The organism is Mesorhizobium sp. ES1-3, from assembly GCF_020164795.1.
In the GTDB taxonomy this organism is placed as follows: domain Bacteria; phylum Pseudomonadota; class Alphaproteobacteria; order Rhizobiales; family Rhizobiaceae; genus Mesorhizobium.
Genome location: NZ_JAIUGW010000017.1, coordinates 62,327 through 87,136, shown reverse-complemented (window position 1 = coordinate 87,136; position 24,810 = coordinate 62,327). Strand labels below are relative to the sequence as shown.

The window sequence follows — 24,810 nt, the reverse complement described above, 5'->3', positions numbered from 1 at the left end:
GTCGTTATCCCGGAACCGAGGACACTTGCGGGCGACATGCATTATGCCGGCTGCAACGCCCTGCGTGGCAGCGGCGGGAAGGCGATGGCTATGCCCGCGGCGCCCAGACCGATGAGAGCCGAGCCGATGAACAGCCAATGGTAGCTGGCATAGGCGTCGAAAATCATGCCGCCGGCAAGCGGCCCCAGCGCCATGCCGAGGCTGGAGAGCATGGTGGCGGCGCCGAACACGGTGCCGAGGATACGCTGGCCGAAATATTCGCGCGCCAGCACCGCGTAGAGCGGCATGACGCCGCCATAGGTGGCGCCGAAGATGACGGCCAGCATGTAGAACTGGTCGAGGCGGCTGATCGAGAGATAGGCGGCAATGACGATCGCCTGGATCGCCAGCCCCGCGATCAGCACCGGCTTGACGCCCAGCCTGTCGGCCAGCACGCCGTAGAGCAGCCGCCCGCCCAGGCCAGCCAGACCCTCGACACTGTAGATCGAGACAGCGGCCATCGGGGCGACACCGCACAGCATGGCGTAGCTGACCATGTGGAAGATCGGGCCGGAATGGGCCGCGCAGCAGGCAAAGAAGGTCAGCCCCAGCACGATGAATTGCGGCGAGCGCAGCGCCTGCCCGACCGTCAGGCCGGCACCTTCGGCTATCGGCGACGCGGCCGCATCGGAGGCGGCGGGCTTCGGTGGCTGTCGCACCAGAAGGACGGCGGGCAGCAGGAGCACCCAGGCCATGAGGCCGATGTCGAACATGGCCGTGCGCCATTCATAGGTGGAGATCAGCCAGCGGGCCAAGGGCGAGATCGTCATCGGCGCCACGCCCATGCCGGCCGAGACCAGCGATACGGCCAGCCCGCGATTGGTGTCGAACCAGCCGGATGTCAGCGCGATCATCGGCGCGAAGAAGGCGCTGGCCGCGAGCCCGACGAGCACGCCATAGGTGATCTGGAAGGTGAGAAGCGAACCGGCGCGGCTTGCCAGCACCAGTGCCAGCCCGAGCAGCACGGCACCGATGGTGACGACGATGCGGGCGCCGAACCGGTCGGACAGGGCGCCCCAGGCGAAGCCGCCGAGGCCCATCACCAGGAAATTGAGCGTCATGGCGCTCGAAATGCCCGCGCGCGACCATTGCGTGTCGATCGCCATCGGCTCGAGGAAAATCGCCAGCGAAAACATCGTGCCGATGGCGACACAGGACATCAATGCGCCAGCCGCGACGATGACCCAACGATAGGAAAGGTTCATGTTTCTTCTCCCAGCCGGGTGCAGGATCGATCTTTCGACGCCGCCCGGCTATTCCGGTTGCGTCCGAAGGACGTTCGAGGCGTGCTCGGATCGACATTCCAGATGGAAATTTTTATAGGGCCAGGCGATGGCATGCGCCTCGTCAAATGCGCTGACGATCCACCGACGCGAGACCTTTCAAAGGCTCAGATCGGCAGTTCCGATGTATACTTGATCGTCCAGCTGGGAACGTCGGTCTTGACGTTCTGCACGCCCTTGATGCGGCTCAGATGCTCCGACTGGAAACGGCGATAGTCGTTGATGTCAGCCGCTACCACGCGCACCAGGGCGTCGCAGTCGCCGAGCATGAGATAGCATTCCATCACTTGCGGCAGCTTGGCCACCTCGGTGGCGAAATGTTCGATCGTGTCCTCGTCCTGCGTCTTCAGCCAGATGCGGGTGAAGAAGGTGAGACCCTTGCCGATGCTGGCCGGATTGAGCACGGCGACATAGCGGTCGATGACGCCGGCTTCCTCCAGAAGCCTGACGCGCCGCAGGCAAGGCGAGGGCGACAGGCCGACCTCATTGGCCAGATCATTGTTGGCCATGCGGCCGTCGCGCTGCAACGCCCGCAGGATGCGTTTGTCGATCTCGTCGAGCGTCATGGCGTTGAATTCCATTTTCCTGCCGATATCTGACACTGAATGCCAAAATTTGGCGAAAGACAACAATCTTCGCAACCAAATTGCCGAGAGGTGTAGGTATGTTTTGCCTCTGACATCACAGACTTCAAACGCAGGGCAGGGCGGCTGTGAGGCCGGCCTATGGCAGACCATGAGCATTTCACAGGCAGTCGAAACAGCCGGCAATGGTTCGGAATCCGAGTTCCGCCGGGGCGTGGCGTCCTGCGCGCCTGTGCTGCTCGGCACCATCCCCTATGCGCTGGTGCTCGGCGCCCAGGCCACACAGAAAGGGCTGAGCACGGTCGAGTTGTCTGTCATGACGGGGCTGAACTTCGCCGGCGGCTCGGAATTCGCGGCGATCCAGCTGTGGACGTCGCCGCCGCATATCCTGCTCATTGTCGCCATCACCTTCCTGGTCAACAGCCGGCATCTGCTGATGGGTGCGGCGCTCGCGCCGTTCCTGCGCGAGCTGCCGCGGCGCAAGGTTTTCCCGGCGCTGTTCTTCATGTGCGACGAAAGCTGGGCGCTCGGCCTGGCCGATGCCAAACAACGCGCCGCCGTCGGTATCGCGCCCGCCTTCAGCCCGCGTTACTACATGGGCGCGGCGCTGGCGATGTATCTCACCTGGGTGGCCTTCACGACGCTGGGCGCCTTGCTCGGCCCGATGCTGGGCGATGTCGGGACCTATGGTTTCGACGTGGCGTTTCCGGCCGTCTTCCTGGTGCTGATGCGCGGCATGTGGAAGGGCGTGGCGGCGGCACGGCCCTGGCTGGTCAGCCTGGTCGTCGCGGCCCTTGTCTATCTCTTCATTCCCGGCGCCTGGTATGTCGCGGCGGGTGCGGTGTCGGGGCTGCTTGCTGCCTGGTTGATGGCAGGTGATGCATGATCGACGCAACGACCCTTCTCACCATCGTGCTGATGGCCGGCGTCACCTATCTGACGCGGATCGGCGGCTATGTCGTCCTGCGCAACCGCGTGCTCGGTGCTCGCGCCACAGCGGTGATGGAGGCCGCGCCCGGCTGCGTGCTGATCTCTGTTATCGCGCCGGCCTTCGTGTCGCGCAATCCGGCTGATCTTGCGGCATTGGCCATCACGCTGGCGGCGGCAACGCGGCTTTCCATGCTGCCGACCGTGCTGATCGGGGTCGCTTCGGCCGGCCTCTTGCGGCATCTGATTGGCTGAAACGAAAAGGCAGGCGCGAACGCCTGCCTTTGATAAGCCATACGGATCAGTGGCTTACGCGGCAGCCGCTACATCACGGCTGGCGGCAACCAACGCATCGACCTTGGCGGTCGCCTTGGCAAGCGCTGCTGTCACCGCGTCAGGGCCCTTGGAGATACCTTCGATGCGGACGACTTCGACATCGGTCATGCCGTTGAAGCCGAGCGCAGTGCGCAGGTAAGGGATGGCGTGGTCCATCTGCACGGCAGCGCCTTCCGAATAGATGCCGCCGGAAGCCAGCACGACGTAGACCTTCTTGCCGGTGACGAAGCCCTTGGGGCCGTTCTCGCCGTAGGCGAAGCTCTTGCCGGCACGAGTTACGTGGTCGACCCAGGACTTCAGCGTCGAAGAGACGCTGAAGTTGATGAAGCCAGTGGCCAGGATCACGGTGTCGGCGGCGAACAGTTCGTCGAGCACGTCATCGGAAACGCCGACCACCTCGGCCTGGCGAGGGGTGCGCGCTTCAACCGGCGTGAAGATGCCTGCCGCATAGTCGGCATCGATATGCGGCAGCGGGTTGGCGACGAGATCGCGCACGACAAGCGTGTTCGACGGGTCGGCGGCGAGAAGCTTCTGAGCGAATTCGGTGGCGATGTGGGTCGAATGCGAGTCAGCGCCGCGCGGGCTTGAGGTAACAAGAAGAATGGACATAGCGGGTCTCTCCAGTGGAATGAATTGTCCCGCTACATATGTGGCTATCGATCCATCCGATAAACTGGTATATTTTCTATACGATCCATCTATAAAGTAGATAGAGATATGCAACCCAATCCAACCCTCGACCAGCTCCAGATCCTTGTCGCCGTTGCCGACACCGGCAGTTTCTCGGCCGCCGGCCGCAAGCTCAACCGGGCGCAATCCGTCATCAGTTACGGCATCGCCAATCTCGAGGCGCAGCTGGGGCTGAAGCTGTTCGAGCGCGAGGGCACGCGCGAGCCGCAACTGACCGAGATCGGCCGGGCGATGCTGGAGGATGCGCGGCGCATGGTGGGCGTGCTGCAGCGCATCCGCTCGCGCGCCGACGGCCACCATCACGGGCTGGAAGCCGAGGTGGCGCTGTCGGTCGATGCGACGTTGCCGTCCCCGGTGCTGGTGCGGGTGCTCAAGGCGTTCGAGACGAAATTCCCGACCGTGATGCTGCGCCTGCATATCGGCACGCTCGGCGTCATTCCCGATCTCGTCGTCAACGGACAGGCCGATCTCGGCATTGGCGGCTTGCTGGGCGATGTCGACGTGCACCTCGTTCGCATCGGCTTCATGTCGCTGGTGCCGGCGGCCGCACCCAACCATCCGCTGGCACTGCTGCCGAAGCCGGTGGCGCTCGAGGATGTGCGCGAGCACACGCAGCTTGTCGTCACCGACCAGTCGGAGCGCACCAAGGGGCGTGACTACGGCGTCTTCGCCTACCGCACCTGGCGCCTGACCGACGTGCGCACCAAGCACATACTGATGCGCGAGGGGCTGGGCTGGGGTGGGCTGCCGCGCTGGCTGATCGCCGACGACCTAGCTACTGGCCGCCTGGTGGAACTTGATCTCGATCCCTACAAGGAGGTGAGTTCGCCGTTGTTCGCCATGCACCGCAACGATCGCAGCCCGAAGCCGGCCGCCGCCTGGCTGATCGACCGGTTCAAGCGCGGGCTAGGCTGCTTCAACGAATTCGAGCCGGGCGAGGTGCCCGAAGAGGAGCCGGAGACCCATGGCGTGTCCGGCTCCGGCATCTGACCTGGCGGTGGCCGGGTCGCCTGCCCGGGCCCTGGAACCGGCGCGTCCGAGAAATCATCGGATGATCGTCACCCCGGAAACCACGATCTGCGCGGTGCGGGCGGTCAATTTCCCGTGCTTGCGTAGCGTCGGTTTTTCATAGGTCTTTTTCATCTGTCGGTCCCGAATGTGAGCCTCGAGGGATGCCCTGACACAACGAGATTGGAGGGTTCCGGTTGCGTCGCCATTCCATTCCCTATCGCGGACTGGTCACGATCACCTGCCTCTCGGAGACCGTCAGAGAACTCCACGCTTCACAGCTGGTCGCGATAATGTGCCGCTTTGTTGGCCGTCGCGAAACCGACGTGTCGACCTCGATCTTCTGGTCGCCTCCCGCCGCGAGGCTCTGCCGAAGCGGTGGCACGCCTCAGTGAGACTTTCCCAGTGCCTTCAGGATAAAGCGAATCTGCTCGCGCAGGCCAGCTTCGTTATCTTCGCCGTGTCGAAGGCAGTGCTCGATCAGAATCGGGTGGAAAAACGGCGTGAACGCGGTCTTGACCGCGCGCGCCGCTTTCGCGGAATCTTCGACCTTGAATTCCCCCGCTTCGATGCCCTCGCGGATGATCGCCTCGAAGATCGTTACCACCCGCTCGGTATGCGCCTTGATGATCGCCCAGTTCTCTTGCATGGCGGCGACAATCATGTCGTGCATGCGCTTTTCCTTGACCAGTGTGGTCTTGCTGTGGTGGTGAACCGCGGTCAGGAGTTGATCGAGTTTCTCCGAGGCCGGCGCGCTCGTGCGTGCGATCGCAAAGGCGATCTCGGTGACCTCGTTCACGACCCGCCCGCAGATGGACTCGATGATTGCACCCTTGGAGGGGAAGAAACGATAGACGTTTGCCGTGCTCATGCCGAGTTCGGAGGCGATATCGGCCACCGACGTCTTGTGGGTGCCGATGCGGCGAAATTGCTCGTCCGCCACGGCCAGGATGCGCGCGCGCATCTCGTCGGGATCAGTTCGTGTTCGAACCGGACGATTCATGCATGTCTCCAGAATTGATGAAGCGAAACTGCCGGACTCGCATGAAGGATCATCTGTAAGCGGTAAGTTCGTGCCGTTGGCCCTGCATGTGTCCAGGCAAAGCCAACGGGCAAGAACTTGAACCGTCTCCTGTGACAACAGACCCTTATTCGGCCGCCATTGCTGCTGGCACTTCCGGTTGCTCCGTCGAATCCTCACGGAGCTCATCCGTGGTCGGTTTGATCCGGAACCACGCGACATAGAGCGCAGGGAGGAACAGCAGGATCAGCACCGTGCCGGCCGCCGTGCCGCCGATCAGCGTGTAGGCCATCGATCCCCAGAAGACCGAGTGCGTCAGCGGGATGAAGGCCAGCACGGCGGCAAGTGCGGTCAGGATCACCGGCCTCGTGCGTTGCACCGTGGCCTCGATGACCGCGTGATAGTCGTCAAGACCGGCGGCACGGTTCTCCTTGATCTGTTCGGTCAGGATCAGCGTGTTGCGCATCAGGATGCCCGCCAGTCCTATCAGGCCCAGAATGGCGTTGAACCCGAAGGGCTGGTTGAAGGCCAGCAACATCGGTACGACGCCAACGAGGCCGAGAGGTGCCGTCAGCATGACCATCGCCATCGTCGAGAAGGATCGCACCTGCAGTATGATGACGATCAGCATGGCGGCGAGCATGGCCGGAAAGACCTTGCCCAGCGCGGTGTTGGCCTTGGCCGCCTCTTCGATCGATCCACCCATTTCGATGCGATAGCCGGCAGGCAGGGATTTAATCAGCGGCTGAAGGGCCGTCATGATCTCCTTGGAAACTTCTGGAGGCTGGGTCGCCTCGTTGATGTCCGAGCGGATCGTGATGACCGGCGTGCGATCACGCCGCTTCAGGATCGGCTCTTCCAGACGGATTTCCGAGTGGCCGATCTGGTCGAGCGGGATCTGGCGGCCGTCCCGGCTCATCAGCGAGAAATCCGCCAGACGCGATGGATCCAGTCGCTCGCCGCCGGCGCTGCGTGCCACGATGGGGACATTGCGGATGTCTTCGCGGACCTGCGTGACCGGGATGCCGGTGAGGAGGAACTGGAGTTGCTGGGCCACCTCCGCCGGCGACAGGCCGATGAGGTTCAGTCGATCCTGGTCCGGTATGAAGCGCAGTACCGGCGTGCGATTGCCCCAGTCGCGACTGGCCTGCCGCACGTCCGGCACGCCGCGCATGACGTCGAGGGCTTTCTCAGAGATGGCGTACAATTGCGCGGGATCAGGTCCCATGACCCGGAACTCGACCGGGAATGGCGTGTAGGGTCCGAACACGAGTTGCGTGACGCGGACGTTCGCTTCGGGGGCAAGCCCTGTCGCGACCGCTTCACGGAGCCGGCGCTTCAAGGCCTCGCGCGCCGCCGCGTCCGGTGTCAGCACGACGATTTTGGCGAAGGCGGGATCCGGCAGTTCCGGCGCCATGGCAAAGAAGAAGCGGGGAGCGCCCTGACCGACATAGCTCGTCACGATCTTGGCCTCCGGCTGGCCGCCAAGCCAGTGTTCCAGCTTCTCGACCGTGGCGGTCGTCGTCTCGATGCTGGTGCCTTCCGGCAGGCGAACCTCGACCAGCACTTCAGGGCGATCGGACGTGGGGAAGAACTGCTGCTTGAGACCGCTCATGCCGACAACCGAAAGCGCGAAGACGAGGCCGACGGCAGCGCAGGTCACAAACTTGTGGCGCACGGCAAAGGTGATGAGCCGGCGAAGGCGCCGATAGTTCGGTGTATCGTATATGGCGTGGACGCCGCCTTCGACCGGTTTGATCGCGGGCAGCATCTTGACGCCCATATACGGGGTGAAGACCACAGCGACGACCCAGGAGACGATGAGGGCGAACCCCACGACCCAGAAGATATTTCCGGCATATTCGCCGGCCGTCGAGCGCGCGAAGCCCACCGGTAGGAACCCGGCGATCGTCACCAGCGTGCCCGACAGCATCGGCGCCGCGGTATGGCTCCAGGCATAGGCCGCCGCCTTGATGCGGTCCATGCCCTCTTCCATTTTCACCACCATCACCTCGATGGCGATGATGGCGTCGTCCACGAGAAGGCCGAGCGCCAGGATGAGGGCGCCGAGCGTGATGCGGTCGAAGAACCGGCCGGTTTCCAGCATGATCAGGAACACGACCGCAAGCGTCAGAGGAACGGCGGCCGCCACGACGATGCCGACGCGCCAACCCATGCTGATCAGGGCGATCAGCAGCACCACGCCGAGCGCCATCGCGAATTTGAGCATGAACTCGTTCACCGACGAGCCGATGTTCACGGCCTGATCGCTGACCTTGGCCAGCGTCATGCCGAGAGGCAGCTTCTGTGCAATCGCCGCCGATCTCTCCTCCAGCGCCTTGCCGAGCTCGAGACCATTCCAGCCCTCCTGCATCACCGCCGCGAGCATGATGGTCGGCTCGCCCTGGTGACGGATGACGTAGGTGGCAGGATCCTCGTAGCCGCGCCGGACCTCGGCGATGTCGGAGAGCTTCAACGTCCGTCCGGCGGCGACGATCGGCGTGTCGGCGATCGTCTGGACACTGTCATAAGCGCCATTGACCCTGATGAAGACCTGCGGCCCTTGGGTATCGATCGAGCCCGCCGGTGTGACGGTGTTCTGGCGCTGCAAGGCGGCAACGATATCCTGCGCCGACACGCCAAGGGTTGCCAGCTTGGCATAGGAAAACTCGACGAATATCTGCTCGGGACGTTCGCCGAGGATGTTGATCTTCTTGACGCCAGGCACATGCAGAAGGTCCTGGCGAATGGTCTCGGCTTGCCTGGCGAGTTCCCGCATCGGCAAGCCCTTCGCCTCGAGGGCGTAAAGAGCGAAACTGACATCGGAATATTCGTCGTTGACGAAAGGGCCGAGCACGCCGGGCGGCAGATTGCGGGCTTCATCGCCAAGTTTCTTACGGGCCTGGTAGAACTCCTCCTGCACGCTGGATGGCGGTGTGCTGTCCTTCAGCGTGACCGTCAAATACGCATAACCTGGCCGTGTTGTCGTTTCGACCCGGTCGTACCAGGTCAGTTCCTGAAGTCGCTTCTCCAGCGGTTCGGCGACGAGGTCCTGCATCTCGCGCGCCGTCGCACCCGGCCATACCGTCGTGACCGTCAGCGTCTTGATGGTGAAGTTGGGATCCTCCGCCCGTCCAAGCATGAGGAACGCGTAGGCGCCAGCGGCGACGAGCAGAATAATGAAGAAAAGGGTGACGGCGCGCTCGCGAACGGCGATCGCAGAAAAATTGAGGCTCATCAGTAGCTCCTGCCTTCAGAGACAGTCCTGACGCGAGCGCCTTCCTGCAGGAGATGAGCGCCGAGCGAAACAATCGAATCACCAGAGCTCAGCCCGGAGATCACGGCGGTTTCACTGGTTACACGAACAAGCTTGACGGGCCGAAAGTGTACGGTCGAGGTTGCGCCGTCCAAGCTCCAAACGCCGGTCTTCTGGCCATCATCCAGCACGGCTCCGAGCGGCACCTGGACTTCCGTTTGACTTGCCTGGCTTGCAAGCCGGATGGTCACCGTCGCGCCAAGCGGTGCCGCAGCCGCCTCACCGTCGAGCACATAACGGGCCTCATAGGTGCGAGTCTGGGGATCGGCGGCGTCCGACAACTGCCGAAGATGCGCCGTAAAATGCCGCCCATCGGTTCCATACAAGCCTGCCTCGGCTACCGATCCGATCGCCGGCCGGATCGTTTCGGGAAGCGCGACCACCGCCTCGCGTGGGCCGGCGTTCGCGATCCGAACCACGGTCTGTCCCGCAGTGACAACCTGTCCCGGCTCGCCAAGCGTTTCGACGACCGTCCCATCCGCGTTCGCGTCCAAGACGGAATAGGCGGCCTCGTTCTCCGCGACCTTCGCTTCCGCTTCCGCGGCGGCAAGCTGTGCGGTCGCGGTATCAAGTGCTGCCTTCGCCTGCTCGTAACGCTGCGGGGTTGCTGCCAACTCCTTCTTGACCAGAACGGCATAGCGCTTTTCGTCCGCACTAGTCTGAACCAGGACAGCGCGTGCCGCGGCGACAGCGTTGCGCTTGGCGGCGAGCGCAAGGGCCAAATCGGTATCATCGATCCGCAGCAGCGGTTGGCCCGCCTTGACCTGTTCGCCGACATTTACAAGGCGCTCGATGATCTTGCCGGGTACACGAAAACCAAGATTGCTCTGCACCCGCGCGGCAATTGTACCCGTGAAGCCGCGTTCGGATCCCGTCACCTCCACTGGCGTCACCAGTCTGACGATCGGTGGTTCCAGCCTCGGGTCGCCCGCTGCGGAAGCTGCCTGCGTGCGAATGGAAAGTGTGACGAATGCCGCCATTCCTAATCCCGCGACCAAAATGCTCCCCAGCCCAATAACGTGTTTCTTTTTCATGCCTGTGTCGCCTCCTGTTAAAATAGATTGCATTCACACTCTATACCTGATATAGATTTCGAACGCAATCTAAAAAGGAGATGGCGATGCGCGTAAGTCGCAGTCAGGCCGAGCAGAACCGGCAAACCGTGATCGATGTGGCAAGCCGGCTTTTTCGAGAGCACGGCTTCGATGGCATTGGGCTGAAGGATCTGATGAAGGGTGCCGGGCTGACCCAAGGCGCCTTCTACAAGCAGTTCGAATCCAAGGACGACTTGGCAGCGCAGGCATCGAGACGAGCGATGGAACACGCGACCCGCAGATGGTCGGCTGTTGCTGCCGCAAGCCCTGATCGCCTTGAAGCCGTTATCGGCCTCTACCTTTCGCTGGGACATCGCGAAGAGAAGAGCGACGGTTGTCCATTGGTTGCGCTTGGTTCGGACGCGGCGCGTCAAAGCGAGGAAGTGAGGAGCCCCTTCCGGGATGGGATCGCAGCTCACCTCGAGGTTCTCGACGAATTGATGCCGGCGGCGGAAGGTCCAAAAACCCATCGCAAGGCCATGGCGATGCTATCGCTCATGGTGGGGGCCGTGACGCTCTCCCGTATCCTTGGGGATGAAGAGATGTCGCAGCGTTTTCTCGATGCCGCCGCCGGCGAAGTCAGGCGAATAGCGGCCGCGCAGGAATAGAGGCGGTGATCGCGATCGAGCGTTGGCACGGCGCCGTCGCGCGAACGGATCAAACAGAAGCTGGAGTAGACATGCGTCGTATCGTCATTACAGGCATGGGAGCAGTCAGCCCCCTGGGGGCCAACGTGGCGACTTCCTGGTCGCGGCTCCTGGCAGGCCGTTCGGGCATTCGGAGCCTGCCGGATGAAATGGTGGGAGACCTGCCGGCGAAGGTCGGCGGAATGGTTCCCACCCTGCGGGACGACCCCGAAGCCGGCTTCGATCCAGATACCGCCCTGGCTCCGAAGGAACAGCGCAGGGTGGACCGCTTCATTCTTTTCGCACTGGCGGCGGCGGAAGAGGCGCTGGCCCAGGCGAGGTGGAAGCCGGTCTCGGACGATGACAGGGCCCGCACCGCGACGATCATCGCTTCGGGTATCGGAGGATTTCCCGCGATAACCGAGGCCGTGCGAACCGTCGACCAGCGCGGTGTTCGGCGTCTCTCGCCGTTCACTGTGCCATCTTTCCTGGTGAACATGGCGGCGGGACAAATTTCGATCCGATACGGGTTCAAGGGTCCGCTCGGCGCTCCGGTGACGGCGTGCGCGGCCGGCATCCAGGCGATAGGCGATGCGGCGCGTCTCATCCGCGCCAATGAGGCCGACATCGCGGTCTGCGGCGGAACGGAAGCCTGCATGAATACGGTCAGCCTCGGCGGCTTTGCCGCGGCACGCTCTCTTTCGACCTCTTTCAATCACCGCCCCGATCAGGCGTCCCGCCCCTTCGACATGCTGCGTGACGGCTTCGTCATGGGCGAAGGAGCCGGCATCCTGGTCATCGAGGCCTTGAGCCATGCGCTTGCGCGGGGCGCCAAACCGCTGGCCGAGCTCGTCGGCTACGGCACGACGGCGGACGCTTATCACATCACGTCCGGTCCCGAGGATGGCGACGGGGCTCGCCGGGCGATGGAGATCGCGATTGCCCAAGCCGGCATTTCGGCACGGGAGGTCCGCCACCTCAACGCGCACGCCACGTCAACGCCAGTCGGCGACCTGGGGGAAATAGCGGCGATCAAGAGGGTTTTCGGGACAGATTTCGCCATAGCCGTCAGCGCAACGAAGTCGGCGACCGGACACCTGCTCGGCGCCGCCGGCGGGCTTGGGGCTATCTTCACGGTGCTGGCGCTCCGGGACCAGGTCGCACCGCCGACGCTCAATCTGAGCGCCCCCGATCCTGCCGGCGACGGGATCGACTTCGTCGCAAACCACACCCGGCCAATGGAGATGGACTACGCGATCTCCAATGGCTTCGGCTTTGGCGGCGTGAACGCCAGTGCGTTGTTCCGGCGCTGGACGGACAGACCCGCCGGTGCGGGCGCCGGAGGGGCCGGTTATTGAGCCGCTGACCGGTCCTGAGCCGACCAGCGGGCCATATTTTCGAAACGCAAACCCAGCTTGAAGAAGGAGCTTCCATGAACAAGACCAATCCCGGCGTCGCCCTGGTGACCGGGGCATCCTCCGGCATCGGGCACGCAACGGCCAAAGCCCTGCTGGACGCGGGCTTTCGCGTGTTCGGAACCAGCCGTCGCGCGGCGGGCGAGAGATCCGACGGCGTCACCATGCTGACCTGCGACGTGACCGATGACGCGTCCGTGGCGAAGCTGGTCGAGGACGTTCTGGCCAAGGCCGGACGTATCGACCTGCTCGTCAACAATGCCGGGATGGGCCTGTTCGGCGGCGCGGAGGAGTCCTCGACCGCACAGGCCCAGGCGCTGTTCGACGTGAACGTCTTCGGCGTGTTGCGCGTGACCAATGCGGTGTTGCCGGCAATGCGACGCCAGGGGAAAGGCAGGATCGTCAATTTGAGTTCCGTACAAGGGTTCATCCCGGCTCCCTATTTCGCGCTTTATGCGTCGACCAAACATGCCATCGAGGGCTATTCCGAATCACTCGACCACGAGCTGCGTCCGTTCGGCATTCGCGTTGCGCTGGTCGAGCCGGCCTATACCCGCACGGCGTTCGAGGAGAATCTCGCCGCTCCTGACCAAATGCTTGATATCTATGATTCCGCGCGGGCCGGCATGACCATGGCCGTGCGGAAATCGATGGAAAAAGGTGATGAGCCCGAAGTGATAGCCAAGGTCGTTTTGGCGGCTGCGATCGATGCCACTCCGAAGAGGCGCTATGCGGCAGGAAAAGTGGCTCGCCAGGTCAGTTTCCTGCGCCGTTTCGTTCCCGCATCCGCATTCGACAAGAGCCTGAGAAAGCAGCTCGGGCTACCGGTCTGACGGTGTTGGTTTTACTCGCGAAAGGACATCGAATGAAGATCGCAATTATCGGAGCTGGAAACATCGGCGCCACGTTGGCGCGAAAGCTCGCCGCCAACGGACATGAGATCAAGCTCGCCAATTCGAAGGGACCGGACACCATTCGCGGTCTCGCCCGCGACGTTGGAGCTGCCGCGGTGACGAAGGAGGAAGCGGTGCGAAACGTCGCGGTGATCGTTCTTTCGATCCCGTTCGCGAACTATTCGGATCTCGCCAACCTGTTCGATGACGTACCGACCGATGTCGTCGTGATCGACACCTCCAACTACTATCCGTTGCGCGACGGTGCGATCGCCGAGGTCGATGGCGGCAAACCTGAGACCGTCTGGGTCAGTGAGCAGATCGCTCGTCCCGTCGTCAAAGCCTGGAACGCCGTTTTGGCGGCGACGCTGTCCGACAAAGGACTGCCGGCCGGAGCATCCGGACGTATCGCCATTCCGGTCGCCGGTGACGATTCCGAGGCTAAGGCCACGGCCATGGAATTGGTAGAGGCCACGGGCTTTGAGGCGCTGGACTCAGGGAGCCTTGTCGATTCCTGGCGTCAGCAGCCCGGCACTCCCGCCTATTGCACCGAGCTGACGAGGGACCAACTGACGGCGGCACTGCAATCGGCCGACAAGTCCCGCGCTCCCGGCAATCGTGATGCGTTGATCAAGGAGTTCATGGCAGCCGGCGACAAGCTGACACACGGCGACATCGTCGCCCGCAACCGGGCAGTGACTGCGTGATCACATTCGCATCGTGAAGAATGAAGCACTTCAGGCGCGCGACAGTCCGTCTATCAGCGCCATGAGAACGGCGCGGTAGTCCTCGGCTGATGCGCCCGTCTCGATGGCGAGCGCCGCCCGGTCGAAAGCCGAGCCGAGCAGGGCGGTCAGCGCTTCCGGCGGCAGCCTTTTCATCGACTGCGTCCGCATCGACGCGACCAGGCCCTCGCGCAGTGAGCGGTTGCCGTGGCGGTTGTCGATCGCATCCATGGCGGCGCGGCCGAGCACGGCCGGGCCATCGAGCAGCAACAGCCGCGTGCGGCCGGGCACGCGCATGGCGGCGAGATAGGCATCCGAACCGGCAATCAGCGCATCGCGGGCACCGAGCGAAGGCGGGGAGGCGCGGTCGATCTCCCGGGCCACCGTCGCCGCTTCCTGTTCGACGACGGCGGCGAAAAGCGCCTGCTTGTCGGCAAAGTGGTGGTAGAGCGCGCCACGCGTGACGCCGGCGGCGGCGACGATCTCCGGCGTGCCGGTCTCGGCATAGGACTTCTCCGTAAACAGTTTCCGCGCCGCCGCGATCAGGTCGGCGCGTGTCGCCTCGGTGCGGTCGCGGTTCGAGCGGCGGCCGGTTTCCTGTTGCATACATGCAGCCTGTATGTTAATTCAATTTACATGCAGACTGTATGTTAACTGGCGGAAGAAGGAAAGATGAAGACGACGAGCTACTACCCGGTGCTGATGACCGGCGATGTCGCCGGCACGGCGGCATTTTACGTCAGGCATTTCGGCTTCCAGCCGCTGTTTACGAGCGACTGGTACGTGCATCTGCAATCGGTGGACAATCGCAGGGTCAATCTCGGCATCGTCCAGGGCGACCACGAGACGATCCCCGAGGAGGGGCGGGGGCGGACCTCGGGCCTGCTGATCAATTTCGAGGTCCGCGATCCCGATGCGGTCTATGAGCGGATACTTGCTGCTGGCCTGCCGATCCTGCGCACGCTGCGCGACGAACCCTTCGGCCAGCGCCACTTCATCACCAGGGACCCCAACGGAGTGCTGATCGACGTCATCAAGCCGATCTCGCCCAGCGAGGAGTTTTTGGCGCAGTATGCCGAAGGCGCGGCGGGGGTTTGAGCGGCAGGCTATGACGGAAACCGCCGTCACCTCACCTCCGGCAGTCCTCCAGGCGCCGATTCTCGATTGTTTTTTGACTTCAAGCAGAGACAGACCTTGCGGAAAACGCGCCGTTGTATTGTTGTAGAACAGGTGGCGACGGGGGGTGGCTATGTCCGAACAGGCGAAGCAGTCTGAAAAGAATTCATATACAGACGACTTCAACGAGGTTCTGAGGGAGGAATATCTAGCAATTCTGGAGCGAAGAAAGGCGCTCAACGAAATTGTCGGGCATCACGATCGCAACAAAAAATCCGACGCTGGTTCCGTCGCTGGAAATGATCCGCCATGGTTGTTTGGCGTTGCACTCTCCGGTGGCGGCATAAGGTCGGCTTCGTTCTGTCTCGGCGCGCTTCAGGCCCTCGACCAATATGGCCTCACGCCTCGGATGGATTATCTATCGACGGTGTCGGGGGGCGGTTATATCGGCGCGGCGATGGTCGCCGACATGACGCGCCAGGAAGTCGAGCAAGCGAAGAGGGGCGAGGACAAGCAGCTCGATTTTCCCTTCGCATCCCGCGACGACGCGCACGACGTGCGTGACAATCCGCTTGTCGGTCACATCCGCGACAACAGCCGTTTTCTGGCGCCGCGCGGTTTTCGTGACATCACCTTGTCGATCGGTATCCTCATGCGCGGCTGGATGGTGAATTTCCTGTTGCTGCTGACCCTCGTCCTGCCGCTGGCGACATTTGTCATCCTGACGAACCCGACCACCGACCACCTCGGGCACAGCATCATTCTCGACGTCGCCGACTGGGTGTTCGGAGACGATTGGGGGCAGACGGGATGGACTGCCAGCTTGCGATCCATCGTGGCCAATCCTTTCGTGCTGTCGCACTCCGCACTGGCAGTTTTTGCCATCTGGCTGGTTGCCTGGGGGTTGCGGCGGTCCTACTCCGACAGCTACGCCGTTGCGCGCAAAGGCGAGCATCTCGAACAGGACAGTTTTTGGGCCAGGGATGGCCGCGCGCTGCTCTTGATCACGACGCTCCTGTTCCTGATCGAAGTGCAACCCAAGATCATCCTGTGGCTGATCGAGGTGACCTCACCGACATTCGGCCGCCGGCAGACCACTTTGGAAACGCTCAAGGCGCTGATTGCGGCCGCCGCGGCCATTGTCACCGCCACCGCTGCTTTCAGAGGCCTGTTGATTTCCTGGGTACAGAAAGCCCTGAATTCGCCGAAGATCGGGCACCAGATCCGTGGTTATCTGGCGCGGGCGGCATTCCTGGCGCTGGGGCTTGCCTTGCCCCTGCTGATCTACGGGTTCTTTCTGCTGATTACGCTCTGGGGGATCAAGATATCTCCGGTCTCGATCTGGGGCATCAATGTATCTTCAATCTCGATCTGGGGCATCGACATACCTTGGATATTCGGCCGTGCCAGCGGCTATGCCTATGGCCCGGTCTGGCTGACCGCCAACAGCCACCTCCTGTTCACCACCCTAGTCGTTTGCATGGCGCTGTTCTTGGCGGGGCGAACCTTCGCGGTCCGCTATCTGGCCGACGACCTAGCGCCTGGCCGGCTCAGCAGCTTCTTTGCCGCGATGATGCATGACTACAGCGGATCCGTGGTCGTCAAGGTGGTTCTTGTCCTGGCGAGTTCGGTCGTCTTCGCTATGGCCGCCAGGAGGTCGGGAAGTGTCTGGCATTGGGACGAAGTCACGGTGCTGCTCAACTATCTGGCCATAACCGCCATCGTCACGATCGTGGCCTTCAATTTCACCGAGAATGCCAATGGCCTGCACCGCCTCTACCGAGACCGGCTGCGGTGGGCGTTCCGGCTCGGCGGCAGCGAAGGTGATGCGGACATTGCGTTGAAGGATCTCGGCGTGAAGGCGCCCTATCTCCTGATAAACGGCACATTGAATGTCCGCTGCGCCAGGCAGGCCGCCGATCCCCCGAGAGAGTCTTTTATCGCTGCGGTAATCCGCTGGGTGGCAAGAAAGATCGCTGCGGCCATGAGGCTGCGGGCCTGGCGGGGCCCGGAAATCGTCCTACCAGGCCGCCGGTCTCCAGCACCAGCCGCTCTGAGCCCGACAGCGGTCGACCCGAGCAAACGGGGACGCAATGCCGAATTCTTTCTGTTTTCAAAACATTTCGTCGGCAGTGAATCCACCGGGTACGCGCGCTCCAAGGCGATGGCCAAGGAAGAGGGGCAACTGGATCTCGCGGCGGCGGCAGCGATTTCGGGCGCCGCCATATCCTCGAGCATGGGGCGCATCAGTCTCGGCCTGCTCGGGCCGACTCTGGCCCTTCTCAACCTGCGGCTGGGGTTCTGGCTTCCCAATCCGAGTGGACCCGCATTTGACGACCGGCGCGCCAGGTCGGCCTTTCCTGCAACCGAGGAGGATACCTCCCAGCGAAGCTGGGAGGACATTTTGCGGCTGTATCTTCTCGCGGAAGCGACGGGGCAATTGAGGTCGGACAGTTCGCGCGTCTACATCACCGATGGCGGCCATATCGACAATATCGGCCTCTACCAACTGCTCAAGCGCAGGTGCAAGCTAATCATCGTGGTCGATGCCGAAGCCGATGCCGGCATGAATTTCGGCGCGTTCACCGATGTCCAGCGTTTCGCGCGCATTGATCTCGGCGTACGCATCTCGCTCGACTGGCGGCCAGTCAGGGATGCGGCCCTGGCCCGCGACGTCAACCGCACCAAAATCATCCCGGCGGACTCGCTGCTGCATCTGCGGCATTTTGCAGTGGGCAGGATCATGTACGAGAAAGATCCGGTCGAAGGGATCCTTCTTTACGTCAAGGCGTCGGTAACCGGCGACGAGCCTGATTATGTCCTCGACTACGAGCGCCGCTACCCGCTTTTCCCGAACGAGCCGACGAGCGATCAGTTCTTTTCAGAAGAGCAGATGGAAGCTTATCGGGCGCTCGGATTTCATGCCATGGACAGAGCTCTTCGCGAAAAGCAGCTGCCCGCTGATGCTGAAGTTTACGACTTCGTGCAGACCGACCTCGTCACAGCACTGAAGACGCGCCTTGGCAAAGACGTAAGAGATATTGATAAATGAGATCGCTCAACTCACCCTAGCCACGGGCGTCACCGCCACCCGGCTTACGCCGGTGCGGCGCACTACCGTGCACTGCGTCTCGCGGCCGATGCGCTCGGCGTCGAGCATGCGCACGAGGTCGTCGACGCCGGTCACCGGGCGCCCGTCAATGGCGGCGATGATGTCGCCTTCCTTGAGACCGGCCTTGGCCGCCGGTCCATCCTTCTCGACGCTGCGCAGCCGCACGGCCGTGCTGGTCGACACCTGCGACAACAGCGCTGCGCGGCGCGGCGGGTTTACGGTGTCGGCGGAGATGCCTATGAAGGCGCGGCGCACGCGGCCGAAGCGGATGATCTCCGAAATGACGAAATTCGCGGTGTTGGAAGCGACGGCGAAGGCGATGCCTTGCGCGCCGTGGATCATGGCCGTGTTGACGCCGATTACTTCGCCCGCCGACGACACCAGCGGCCCACCGGAATTGCCGGGGTTGAGCGCGGCGTCGGTCTGGATGACGTCGTCGATCAGCCTGCCGGTCGAAGCGCGCATCGAGCGGCCGAGCGCCGAGACGACGCCCGAGGTGACGGTCCATTCGAAGCCCAGAGGATTGCCGATGGCAATCGCGATCTGGCCGCGCCGCAGCCGCTTGGAATCGCCGAGCGGCGCCACATCGGCGAAGCTGCCGTCGGCGCGCACCAGGGCGATGTCGGTGTCGGGGTCGCGGCCGAGCACGCGGCCCTCGCTGGAGGCGCCGTCGGGCATCGACACGCGCACCGTCCTGGCGTCACCCACGACATGGAAATTGGTGACGACCAGTCCGTCCGGCGCGATGACGAAGCCCGAGCCATGGCCGCCCGGGCCGCCGATGCGCTCGATGCGGCAGACGGCCGGGCCGATGCGGTCGACCGCATCCGCGACAGTCGTCGAATAGGCGTCGAGCAGCGTACCGTCGAGAAGTGTGTCGTCGGATTCGAATTTCTGGGCGGCGAGGGCCATGGGCGGGCTCCGTGTTCAGGCACAACGATGCGTTTCTTGCATGCGTGTCGTTGTCCCAAACCGGTGAGCACTTTTGCGCGACACGCACTATATGTGCGGAGCGGTCCGAACCGCCGCGACCTGACCAGATGGCCAGTCGAACCCGTAACTAGCCGTCAGGCGAGTACCTGCAGGCGCGCCGTCGAGCGATATCTGGGACATGCAAGAAACCCAGGAGACCCTTATGAGCGACTTCAATCTGAGCGCGTTTTCAGACGCCATCGCCGATCTGGCCGCGAAAGCGGCCCCCGCCACGGCGAGCTTCGCCACTCATCACCATCGCACGGCCAGTGCCTTCCATTGGCGCGACGGTTATTTCGTCACCGCCGAGGAGGCTGTCGAGGCCGGCGAGGAGATCGAACTGACGCTGGCCTCCGGCGACACTGTGAAGGCCGAACTGGTAGGCCGCGATCCTTCGACGGGCGTCGCCCTGCTGAAGCCCGCCGATGCGGCCACCGCGCCTGTCCTTGCCAAGGCCGATGCCGTTCGGCCGGGCAACATCGCCATTGCCATCGGCAACAGCCAGGGGTCAGCACTGGCTGTGTCCGGCTCGGTCGGCGAAGTCGGGCCGGCCTGGCGCTCGATGCGCGGCGGCACCATAGACCGGCGCATCAACCTTGCCGTCGGCGCCGGTGGCCGCTTCGAGGGCGGCCCGGTGCTCGACACCAAGGGCGCGTTGATCGGCATGCTGTTGTTCGGGCCGCGTGGCCGGGCGCTGGTGATGCCCTACGAGACGATCGAGCGGGCCGTCGCCACGCTGCGCGAAAAGGGCCATGTCGCGCGCGGCTATCTCGGCGCCGGCCTGCATCCGGTGCGTGACCGCGACGCGCACGGCGCAATGGTGATGAGCCTCGACGACAATGGCCCTGCCAAGGCCGCTGGCCTCTCGCTCGGCGACATTATCGTGGCGTGGAACGGCGAGGCCGTGCATGGCCCGCGCGACCTGATCCGCCGGCTCGGGCCCGACAGCGCCGGTGCCTCGGTGACGTTGGGTGTCGTTCGTGGCGGCGAACAGCGCGACGTCGTGCTGACCATCGGCGAAAAGCCACTGAGCTGAGAGGAATGATGGAAACACTCGCCAGTGACCGGATCGGGACCGACAATGCGGCTTCGCGGCGGCTGGTGGTGCTGATTGCGCTTGGCGATGCCGGGCGCGCCGAGCGTCTGGTCGCCTCGCTTGCCGCCAGCGACGACCTGTTGCCGGTGGTGGTTGGCGCCGGCAGGGCCGACGTCGCGATCGTCGACGACAGGAGCGGTGACGCCGTGCCCGCCTCGGTGCCACGGGTGCTGCTCTCGGCGCGCGCCAGCGGCGACCGGCCTGCCGGCGAGGTGTCTGCCGTCATGCCCGCAGGCGCGGACGACCTGCTGATCGCCGCGGCGGCGCGGTTGGCCGCCGCTGGCTACAGCATATCGGGCAATGGCCGCGCGCCTGGACATCGTGAGGATTTCCACGCCGGCGATGGCGAGCCGTTCGAGGATGAAGCTTTGGACGAGCACGCCGCCCGGCCAGCGCTGTCCCCGCGCGAGGCGGAAGTGCTGGCGCTGCTCGCCGAAGGGGCCCCCAACAAGGTGATCGCGCGGCGGCTCAACATCTCCGTGCATACGGCGAAATTCCATGTCGCCGCGATCCTGATCAAGCTCGGCGCCGCCAATCGCACGGATGCCATCGCCATTGCTATGCGACAGGGGCTTGTGCTGGTCTAAGCAATCCAAGTTCTGAGAGGTTAGCGGCGCGACGCTGTGGGCGAAGTATGCATTATCTGGTCGGGATTCCGAATTCGTCGTAACCGAGTATCTCGTCTTCCGTCATTGGATTGTCGCGCTCTGGTATCCGACCTGCGCGATCTGAAATTTCCGTGAGCTTTATGATCAGATCAGATTCGTTCGGCCAAGAGGTCACACTGTAGAGAGCAATTTCGCTTTCGAGACTTTGCCGGATCGCTTCGGTCACCGATATGCCGCGGCTGCGGGCAAGCTCACGCGCCAGCTCGTCCACTTCCCTGTTTTTGATCGACAAAGCCATTTGATCGTCTGCCCTTATGCTCTGAATATATGCCAAATCTGTTGTAGTGGCACATCCCTGCCAATGGCGTGACACGGAATCCTCCCTAACGTCACCATGGCTTGGAGTTGCAAGCCCTTGTTTCCGGGTTCGCCACGGGCAAGGATCGCGCCGACGAAAAGTTTGCAGGGAGGCGAAAAAATGTCGCTCAAGGGAAAGACGCTGTTTATCTCCGGCGGGTCGCGCGGCATAGGGCTGGCGATCGCGCTGCGGGCCGCGCGCGACGGCGCCAATGTGACGATCGCGGCCAAGACCGCCGAGCCGCATCCCAAGCTGCCGGGCACGATCTACAGCGCCGCGCAAGAGATCGAGCAGGCGGGCGGCAAGGCGCTGCCGGTGCTGTGCGACATCCGTGAGGAAGCGCAAGTGGCCGAGGCGGTCGCCAGAACCGCCGAAAAATTCGGCGGCATCGATATCTGCGTCAACAATGCCAGCGCCATCCAGCTCACCGGTACGCTGGAAACCGACATGAAGCGCTACGACCTGATGCATCAGATCAACACGCGCGGCACCTTCCTCGTCTCCAAAATGTGCATTCCGCACCTGAAGTTGGCTAAGAACCCTCACATTCTGAATCTGGCGCCGCCGCTCGACATGAAGGCCAAATGGTTCAAGAACCACGTCGCCTACACAATGGCCAAGTTCGGCATGTCGATGTGCACGCTCGGCATGAGCGCGGAATTCGCCAAGGACGGCATCGCCGTCAATTCGCTGTGGCCGATCTCGACCATCGACACGGCGGCGGTGCGCAATCTGCTGGGCGGCGCCACGGTGGCGGCGATGAGCCGGTCGCCCGACGTCATGGCCGATGCCGCGCATGCGATCTTCATGCGGCCGTCGCGTGAGGCGACAGGGAATTTCTACATCGACGAGGAGGTGCTGCGCGCCGAAGGCGTCAGCGATTTCTCTATCTATGCGCCTGACGCGACGGGACCGTTGGCGGGAGATTTCTTTGTGCCCGACGAGGTGTTTGCCAATTCCGACACGAACGTCAAAAGCATCTATTAGCGGACGTCACCCCGAAGCAAAAAACCCCGCCGGAGAGGGCCGGCGGGGCTCAATGCGTCCCGCTGGAGTCGGGACGGGGCAGGGAACGCCCAGACAGGAATCTGGGGTGCGAAGCCTGTCGATTCAATGAGCCGGCCCTTGGGCTGTACGAATCTTATTGGCCCAGGCCGTACTGTCCGTAGTCCATCCCACCCCGGTTGACCGGGATGGGACCTTGTTGCCGACCTGATTCCAGAAATCACTGTAAGTCGCTGGAAACGCGGGTCAGTCGTTGCTCGCCACCGGTGCCACCAGCGGGGTGATGCGGCGGATGGCGACGCGCCGGTTCTCGCGGTTTGGCGCCGAGGTGTCGACCTTCAGATACTCCTCGCCATAGCCCTGTGTCGTCAGGTTCTCGGGCGGGATGCCGAAGGCATTGGTCAGCGCTTCCGCAACCGCTTCGGCACGGCGATCCGACAAGGCAAGGTTCGCCTCCGGCGTGCCGACGGCGTCGGTGTGGCCCTCGATCAGGAAGGTCTCGGCCGGGTTCTTCTTCAACAGCTTCTCCATGGCGTCGGCGACACCCTGGAGCTTCTGCACCTCGGTGTCGGAGATCGAAGAGGAGCCGAATTCGAAGTTCAGCGTGTCGAGGTCGATGCGCCGGGCAATGTCACGCACACGGGCCGAACGTTTGACCTCGTTGATCGAATAGAGACGCTGCACCTTCTCCACCGGCGGCTGTTCGAGGAAGCTATAGTAGTCGTCGGGGCTTTCGACATTCTCGGAATCGAGGATGTAATCACGGCGCGGAATGGTCAGCCGCATCGGCGGCAGGTCGTCGCCGGGATCGCGCCAGTCATTTTCGTCCTGGTAGCTGCGCTCGTCGACATAGCTCAGCACATATTCGCGACCGTCGGGCGCGATGCGCGACCGCTGCAGGATGTCGCCATAGCGGTTGCGGATGGTGACGATCCGGAACCCATTGTCGCGCTCGACCGTCTCGCGTGTGCGGCCCTGCGGCAGGTCCTCGTAGTAGACATCCTTGGCGCCGCGGGTCAGGCGCGGGCGGTCATTGCTCTGGACGAACGTCTGATCGTTGAGCTGGATGATGACGCGGTCGCCGATCTCCTTGAGCACGTCGACGCCCTTGGGCCGGCGGCGGTCACGGATATTCTCGTCAGGCGCGCGCTCGAGCCGCTTGCCCTTCTCCTCCGTCACAGGAACGATCTTTTCGGGCTTGATCGCCTCCTGGGCGGCCCTATCGTCGGTTGGAGGCGGACCCTGATCCACCGGCGCCACTACCGGCTTGCGGCCCTGGTCACCGCCCTGCTGGGCATTCTGCCCACCATTTTGCTGCCCACCATTCTGCTCTTCACTATTCTGGTTGGCGGGGGTCCGGCCGCCCTGGGCATTCTCGCCGCGACCCTTGCGCCTGGCATCCTTCTGGCTGTCGAGGATGGGTGCGGCGTTCTTGTCGGCGGGTGCTTCGCCCTGAACCGGGTTTTCGCCCTGGACAGGCGCGGCTTTCCCATTGGTAGCGGGCTGCTGTCCGGTCGCCGGCTGTTCGCCGGTGGCGGGCTGTCTGCCGGTCGTAGGCTGTTCGCCGTTAGCGGGCTGCTCACCGGTCGTAGGCTGTTCGCCAGCCGGTTTCCTGCCGTGCTTCTTCGTCTTATCCTGCTCGCCCTGGGCGGGAGGCTGCTCGCCGGCCGGGGCCGGTTCAACCTTCGGCGTCGCTTCGCCGGCAGGAGCCTGCTTCGGCGTTGGGGTGGTCTCCGGCACGGCGGCAGGCGCCTCTTTCTGCTGATCCTGCTTGGGTTTCCTGCCGGGCTTGCTCGGCTGGTTGTCATTGGCAGGAGCCGCCTCGCCGGCCGGGGCCTGCCCGGTCTGCTGCTGCTGGTCACGTTTCTTCTTGCGCGGCTGCTGCTCGCCGGTGGCGGGCGCGGCCTCGGCGGCCGGGGCCTGCTCGATCTGCTGCTGCTGCTGGTCACGCTTCTTCTTGCGCGGCTGGTGCTGGTCTGTGGCGGGTGCGGCCTCGGCGGCCGGAGCCTGCTGGGTCTGCTGCTGCTGGTCGCGTTTCTTCTTGCGCGGCTGCTGCTCGTCCGTGGCGGGCGCGGCCTCGGCGGCCGGAGCCTGCTGGCTCTGCTGCTGCTGGTCGCGTTTCTTCCTACGCGGCTGCTGCTCGTCCGTGGCGGGCGCGGCCTCGGCGGCCGGAGCCTGCTGGGTCTGCTGCTGCTGGTCGCGCTTCTTCCTGCGAGGCTGCTGTTCGTCGACCGCAGGGGCTGGCTGCTGGGCGGCCGGGGCGGACTCCGTCTGCTGTTGCTGGTCGCGCTTCTTCTTGCGCGGCTGTTGGTCCTCGGTTGCGGGAGCGGCCTGCGCCGCCGGTGCCTGCTCGGTCTGCTGCTGCTCACGCTTCTTGCGCTGGGGCTTCTGCTCGCCCTGCTTCTGTGCGCAGGCTTCGGCTGATTCGCCCTCGGCGCAGGCCGCCTGGGCCAGGATTAAAGGCACAGCGCCGCGTTGCATGGGGCCAAACGCGGCTGTTCCCTGAAGCGGGGACGCGCCTAACGGCGCGGATGCCATCAACAGGCCAAGGGCTGTGCCTGCCAGAATCCGTGGTTGGCGTTTCAT

23 protein-coding genes are annotated in these 24,810 nt (G+C 63.6%); 12 read left to right on the top strand and 11 right to left on the bottom strand.

Annotated features, from left to right (window positions below):
• Positions 1–41: 41 nt before the first annotated feature.
• Complete coding sequence (locus LB536_RS21725; RefSeq protein ID WP_224596182.1) at positions 42–1,244, bottom strand: MFS transporter; 1,203 nt, start codon at positions 1,242–1,244, stop codon at positions 42–44.
• A gap of 185 nt (positions 1,245–1,429) precedes the next feature.
• Entirely contained in the window at positions 1,430–1,888 is a 459-nt protein-coding gene (locus tag LB536_RS21720; protein ID WP_224596232.1) for an Lrp/AsnC family transcriptional regulator, read from the bottom strand.
• A gap of 169 nt (positions 1,889–2,057) precedes the next feature.
• Here LB536_RS21720 and LB536_RS21715 point away from each other — a divergent pair, with 169 nt between their 5' ends.
• Together LB536_RS21715 and LB536_RS21710 are read left to right on the top strand one after the other, a co-directional pair.
• Complete coding sequence (locus tag LB536_RS21715; protein ID WP_224596180.1) at positions 2,058–2,792, top strand: AzlC family ABC transporter permease; 735 nt, start codon at positions 2,058–2,060, stop codon at positions 2,790–2,792.
• Positions 2,789–3,088, top strand: coding sequence for an AzlD family protein (locus LB536_RS21710; protein WP_224596178.1), 300 nt, complete (start codon positions 2,789–2,791; stop codon positions 3,086–3,088). The genes LB536_RS21715 and LB536_RS21710 overlap by 4 nt, the downstream gene beginning before the upstream one ends.
• 54 nt (positions 3,089–3,142) lie before the next feature.
• Here LB536_RS21710 and LB536_RS21705 read toward each other — a convergent pair whose 3' ends face one another.
• On the bottom strand, positions 3,143–3,778 hold the full coding sequence (locus LB536_RS21705) for an FMN-dependent NADH-azoreductase (protein WP_224596177.1): 636 nt from the start codon (positions 3,776–3,778) through the stop codon (positions 3,143–3,145).
• Between the two features lie 108 nt (positions 3,779–3,886).
• Between LB536_RS21705 and LB536_RS21700 the strand changes: the two genes are divergently transcribed.
• Complete coding sequence (locus tag LB536_RS21700; protein WP_224596175.1) at positions 3,887–4,849, top strand: LysR family transcriptional regulator; 963 nt, start codon at positions 3,887–3,889, stop codon at positions 4,847–4,849.
• A gap of 54 nt (positions 4,850–4,903) precedes the next feature.
• Here the strand turns inward: LB536_RS21700 and LB536_RS21695 are convergent, their stop codons facing one another.
• From LB536_RS21695 to LB536_RS21680, 4 genes are all read right to left on the bottom strand, one after another.
• On the bottom strand, positions 4,904–5,002 hold the full coding sequence (locus tag LB536_RS21695) for a putative RiPP precursor (RefSeq protein WP_210241180.1): 99 nt from the start codon (positions 5,000–5,002) through the stop codon (positions 4,904–4,906).
• 253 nt (positions 5,003–5,255) lie between these two features.
• On the bottom strand, positions 5,256–5,870 hold the full coding sequence (locus tag LB536_RS21690; RefSeq protein ID WP_224596172.1) for a TetR family transcriptional regulator: 615 nt from the start codon (positions 5,868–5,870) through the stop codon (positions 5,256–5,258).
• Positions 5,871–6,015: 145 nt separating this feature from the next.
• Positions 6,016–9,126 carry an efflux RND transporter permease subunit gene (locus LB536_RS21685; RefSeq protein WP_224596170.1) on the bottom strand — a complete coding sequence of 1,037 codons (3,111 nt, stop codon included), beginning with the start codon at positions 9,124–9,126 and terminating at the stop codon, positions 6,016–6,018.
• Positions 9,126–10,238, bottom strand: coding sequence for an efflux RND transporter periplasmic adaptor subunit (locus LB536_RS21680; protein WP_224596166.1), 1,113 nt, complete (start codon positions 10,236–10,238; stop codon positions 9,126–9,128). The genes LB536_RS21685 and LB536_RS21680 overlap by 1 nt, the downstream gene beginning before the upstream one ends.
• 86 nt (positions 10,239–10,324) lie before the next feature.
• Between LB536_RS21680 and LB536_RS21675 the strand changes: the two genes are divergently transcribed.
• The 4 genes from LB536_RS21675 to LB536_RS21660 all read left to right on the top strand — a co-directional run bounded on the left by LB536_RS21675 (position 10,325) and on the right by LB536_RS21660 (position 13,939).
• Entirely contained in the window at positions 10,325–10,906 is a 582-nt protein-coding gene (locus LB536_RS21675; protein WP_224596229.1) for a TetR/AcrR family transcriptional regulator, read from the top strand.
• A 71-nt stretch (positions 10,907–10,977) separates the two neighbouring features.
• Positions 10,978–12,282 carry a beta-ketoacyl-ACP synthase II gene (gene fabF / locus LB536_RS21670; protein ID WP_224596226.1) on the top strand — a complete coding sequence of 435 codons (1,305 nt, stop codon included), beginning with the start codon at positions 10,978–10,980 and terminating at the stop codon, positions 12,280–12,282.
• A 74-nt stretch (positions 12,283–12,356) separates the two neighbouring features.
• Positions 12,357–13,172, top strand: coding sequence for an oxidoreductase (locus tag LB536_RS21665; RefSeq protein ID WP_224596163.1), 816 nt, complete (start codon positions 12,357–12,359; stop codon positions 13,170–13,172).
• A 32-nt stretch (positions 13,173–13,204) separates the two neighbouring features.
• Entirely contained in the window at positions 13,205–13,939 is a 735-nt protein-coding gene (locus LB536_RS21660) for an NADPH-dependent F420 reductase (protein WP_224596160.1), read from the top strand.
• Between the two features lie 30 nt (positions 13,940–13,969).
• On the opposite strand, the gene LB536_RS21655 is transcribed toward LB536_RS21660, so the two are convergent.
• The gene (locus LB536_RS21655) at positions 13,970–14,563 is read right to left on the bottom strand and encodes a TetR/AcrR family transcriptional regulator (RefSeq protein WP_224596157.1); all 594 of its coding nucleotides are present in this window, start codon (positions 14,561–14,563) and stop codon (positions 13,970–13,972) included.
• Positions 14,564–14,629: 66 nt separating this feature from the next.
• On the opposite strand from LB536_RS21655, the gene LB536_RS21650 reads away from it, so the two are divergent.
• Positions 14,630–15,055: a VOC family protein gene (locus tag LB536_RS21650; protein ID WP_224596155.1), complete on the top strand. Its 426-nt coding sequence runs from the start codon at positions 14,630–14,632 to the stop codon at positions 15,053–15,055.
• A gap of 151 nt (positions 15,056–15,206) precedes the next feature.
• A complete protein-coding gene (locus LB536_RS21645; RefSeq protein ID WP_224596152.1) occupies positions 15,207–18,125 on the top strand; it encodes a patatin-like phospholipase family protein in 2,919 nt (972 codons plus the stop codon).
• A gap of 6 nt (positions 18,126–18,131) precedes the next feature.
• Here LB536_RS21645 and LB536_RS21640 read toward each other — a convergent pair whose 3' ends face one another.
• Positions 18,132–19,097, bottom strand: coding sequence for a S1C family serine protease (locus LB536_RS21640; RefSeq protein WP_224596150.1), 966 nt, complete (start codon positions 19,095–19,097; stop codon positions 18,132–18,134).
• A gap of 223 nt (positions 19,098–19,320) precedes the next feature.
• Between LB536_RS21640 and LB536_RS21635 the strand changes: the two genes are divergently transcribed.
• Positions 19,321–20,193 (top strand): S1C family serine protease, encoded by an 873-nt coding sequence (locus tag LB536_RS21635; RefSeq protein ID WP_224596147.1) that lies wholly within the window; start codon positions 19,321–19,323, stop codon positions 20,191–20,193.
• 8 nt (positions 20,194–20,201) lie between these two features.
• Entirely contained in the window at positions 20,202–20,840 is a 639-nt protein-coding gene (locus LB536_RS21630) for a helix-turn-helix transcriptional regulator (RefSeq protein WP_224596223.1), read from the top strand.
• A 52-nt stretch (positions 20,841–20,892) separates the two neighbouring features.
• On the opposite strand, the gene LB536_RS21625 is transcribed toward LB536_RS21630, so the two are convergent.
• Positions 20,893–21,159 carry a type II toxin-antitoxin system VapB family antitoxin gene (locus LB536_RS21625; protein WP_224596144.1) on the bottom strand — a complete coding sequence of 89 codons (267 nt, stop codon included), beginning with the start codon at positions 21,157–21,159 and terminating at the stop codon, positions 20,893–20,895.
• 180 nt (positions 21,160–21,339) lie between these two features.
• On the opposite strand from LB536_RS21625, the gene LB536_RS21620 reads away from it, so the two are divergent.
• Entirely contained in the window at positions 21,340–22,206 is an 867-nt protein-coding gene (locus LB536_RS21620) for an SDR family oxidoreductase (RefSeq protein ID WP_224596141.1), read from the top strand.
• Positions 22,207–22,470: 264 nt separating this feature from the next.
• Here LB536_RS21620 and LB536_RS21615 read toward each other — a convergent pair whose 3' ends face one another.
• On the bottom strand, positions 22,471–24,810 hold the full coding sequence (locus LB536_RS21615; protein ID WP_224596139.1) for an OmpA family protein: 2,340 nt from the start codon (positions 24,808–24,810) through the stop codon (positions 22,471–22,473).

What these genes read in the sequence shown, in the direction of transcription:
- LB536_RS21725 (WP_224596182.1), bottom strand. Translation starts at nt 1,244, where the DNA reads ATGAACCTTTCCTATCGTTGGGTCATCGTCGCGGCTGGCGCATTGATG.
- LB536_RS21720 (WP_224596232.1), bottom strand. Translation starts at nt 1,888, where the DNA reads ATGACGCTCGACGAGATCGACAAACGCATCCTGCGGGCGTTGCAGCGC.
- LB536_RS21715 (WP_224596180.1), top strand. Translation starts at nt 2,058, where the DNA reads ATGAGCATTTCACAGGCAGTCGAAACAGCCGGCAATGGTTCGGAATCC.
- LB536_RS21710 (WP_224596178.1), top strand. Translation starts at nt 2,789, where the DNA reads ATGATCGACGCAACGACCCTTCTCACCATCGTGCTGATGGCCGGCGTC.
- LB536_RS21705 (WP_224596177.1), bottom strand. Translation starts at nt 3,778, where the DNA reads ATGTCCATTCTTCTTGTTACCTCAAGCCCGCGCGGCGCTGACTCGCAT.
- LB536_RS21700 (WP_224596175.1), top strand. Translation starts at nt 3,887, where the DNA reads ATGCAACCCAATCCAACCCTCGACCAGCTCCAGATCCTTGTCGCCGTT.
- LB536_RS21695 (WP_210241180.1), bottom strand. Translation starts at nt 5,002, where the DNA reads ATGAAAAAGACCTATGAAAAACCGACGCTACGCAAGCACGGGAAATTG.
- LB536_RS21690 (WP_224596172.1), bottom strand. Translation starts at nt 5,870, where the DNA reads ATGAATCGTCCGGTTCGAACACGAACTGATCCCGACGAGATGCGCGCG.
- LB536_RS21685 (WP_224596170.1), bottom strand. Translation starts at nt 9,126, where the DNA reads ATGAGCCTCAATTTTTCTGCGATCGCCGTTCGCGAGCGCGCCGTCACC.
- LB536_RS21680 (WP_224596166.1), bottom strand. Translation starts at nt 10,238, where the DNA reads ATGAAAAAGAAACACGTTATTGGGCTGGGGAGCATTTTGGTCGCGGGA.
- LB536_RS21675 (WP_224596229.1), top strand. Translation starts at nt 10,325, where the DNA reads ATGCGCGTAAGTCGCAGTCAGGCCGAGCAGAACCGGCAAACCGTGATC.
- fabF (WP_224596226.1), top strand. Translation starts at nt 10,978, where the DNA reads ATGCGTCGTATCGTCATTACAGGCATGGGAGCAGTCAGCCCCCTGGGG.
- LB536_RS21665 (WP_224596163.1), top strand. Translation starts at nt 12,357, where the DNA reads ATGAACAAGACCAATCCCGGCGTCGCCCTGGTGACCGGGGCATCCTCC.
- LB536_RS21660 (WP_224596160.1), top strand. Translation starts at nt 13,205, where the DNA reads ATGAAGATCGCAATTATCGGAGCTGGAAACATCGGCGCCACGTTGGCG.
- LB536_RS21655 (WP_224596157.1), bottom strand. Translation starts at nt 14,563, where the DNA reads ATGCAACAGGAAACCGGCCGCCGCTCGAACCGCGACCGCACCGAGGCG.
- LB536_RS21650 (WP_224596155.1), top strand. Translation starts at nt 14,630, where the DNA reads ATGAAGACGACGAGCTACTACCCGGTGCTGATGACCGGCGATGTCGCC.
- LB536_RS21645 (WP_224596152.1), top strand. Translation starts at nt 15,207, where the DNA reads ATGTCCGAACAGGCGAAGCAGTCTGAAAAGAATTCATATACAGACGAC.
- LB536_RS21640 (WP_224596150.1), bottom strand. Translation starts at nt 19,097, where the DNA reads ATGGCCCTCGCCGCCCAGAAATTCGAATCCGACGACACACTTCTCGAC.
- LB536_RS21635 (WP_224596147.1), top strand. Translation starts at nt 19,321, where the DNA reads ATGAGCGACTTCAATCTGAGCGCGTTTTCAGACGCCATCGCCGATCTG.
- LB536_RS21630 (WP_224596223.1), top strand. Translation starts at nt 20,202, where the DNA reads ATGGAAACACTCGCCAGTGACCGGATCGGGACCGACAATGCGGCTTCG.
- LB536_RS21625 (WP_224596144.1), bottom strand. Translation starts at nt 21,159, where the DNA reads ATGGCTTTGTCGATCAAAAACAGGGAAGTGGACGAGCTGGCGCGTGAG.
- LB536_RS21620 (WP_224596141.1), top strand. Translation starts at nt 21,340, where the DNA reads ATGTCGCTCAAGGGAAAGACGCTGTTTATCTCCGGCGGGTCGCGCGGC.
- LB536_RS21615 (WP_224596139.1), bottom strand. Translation starts at nt 24,810, where the DNA reads ATGAAACGCCAACCACGGATTCTGGCAGGCACAGCCCTTGGCCTGTTG.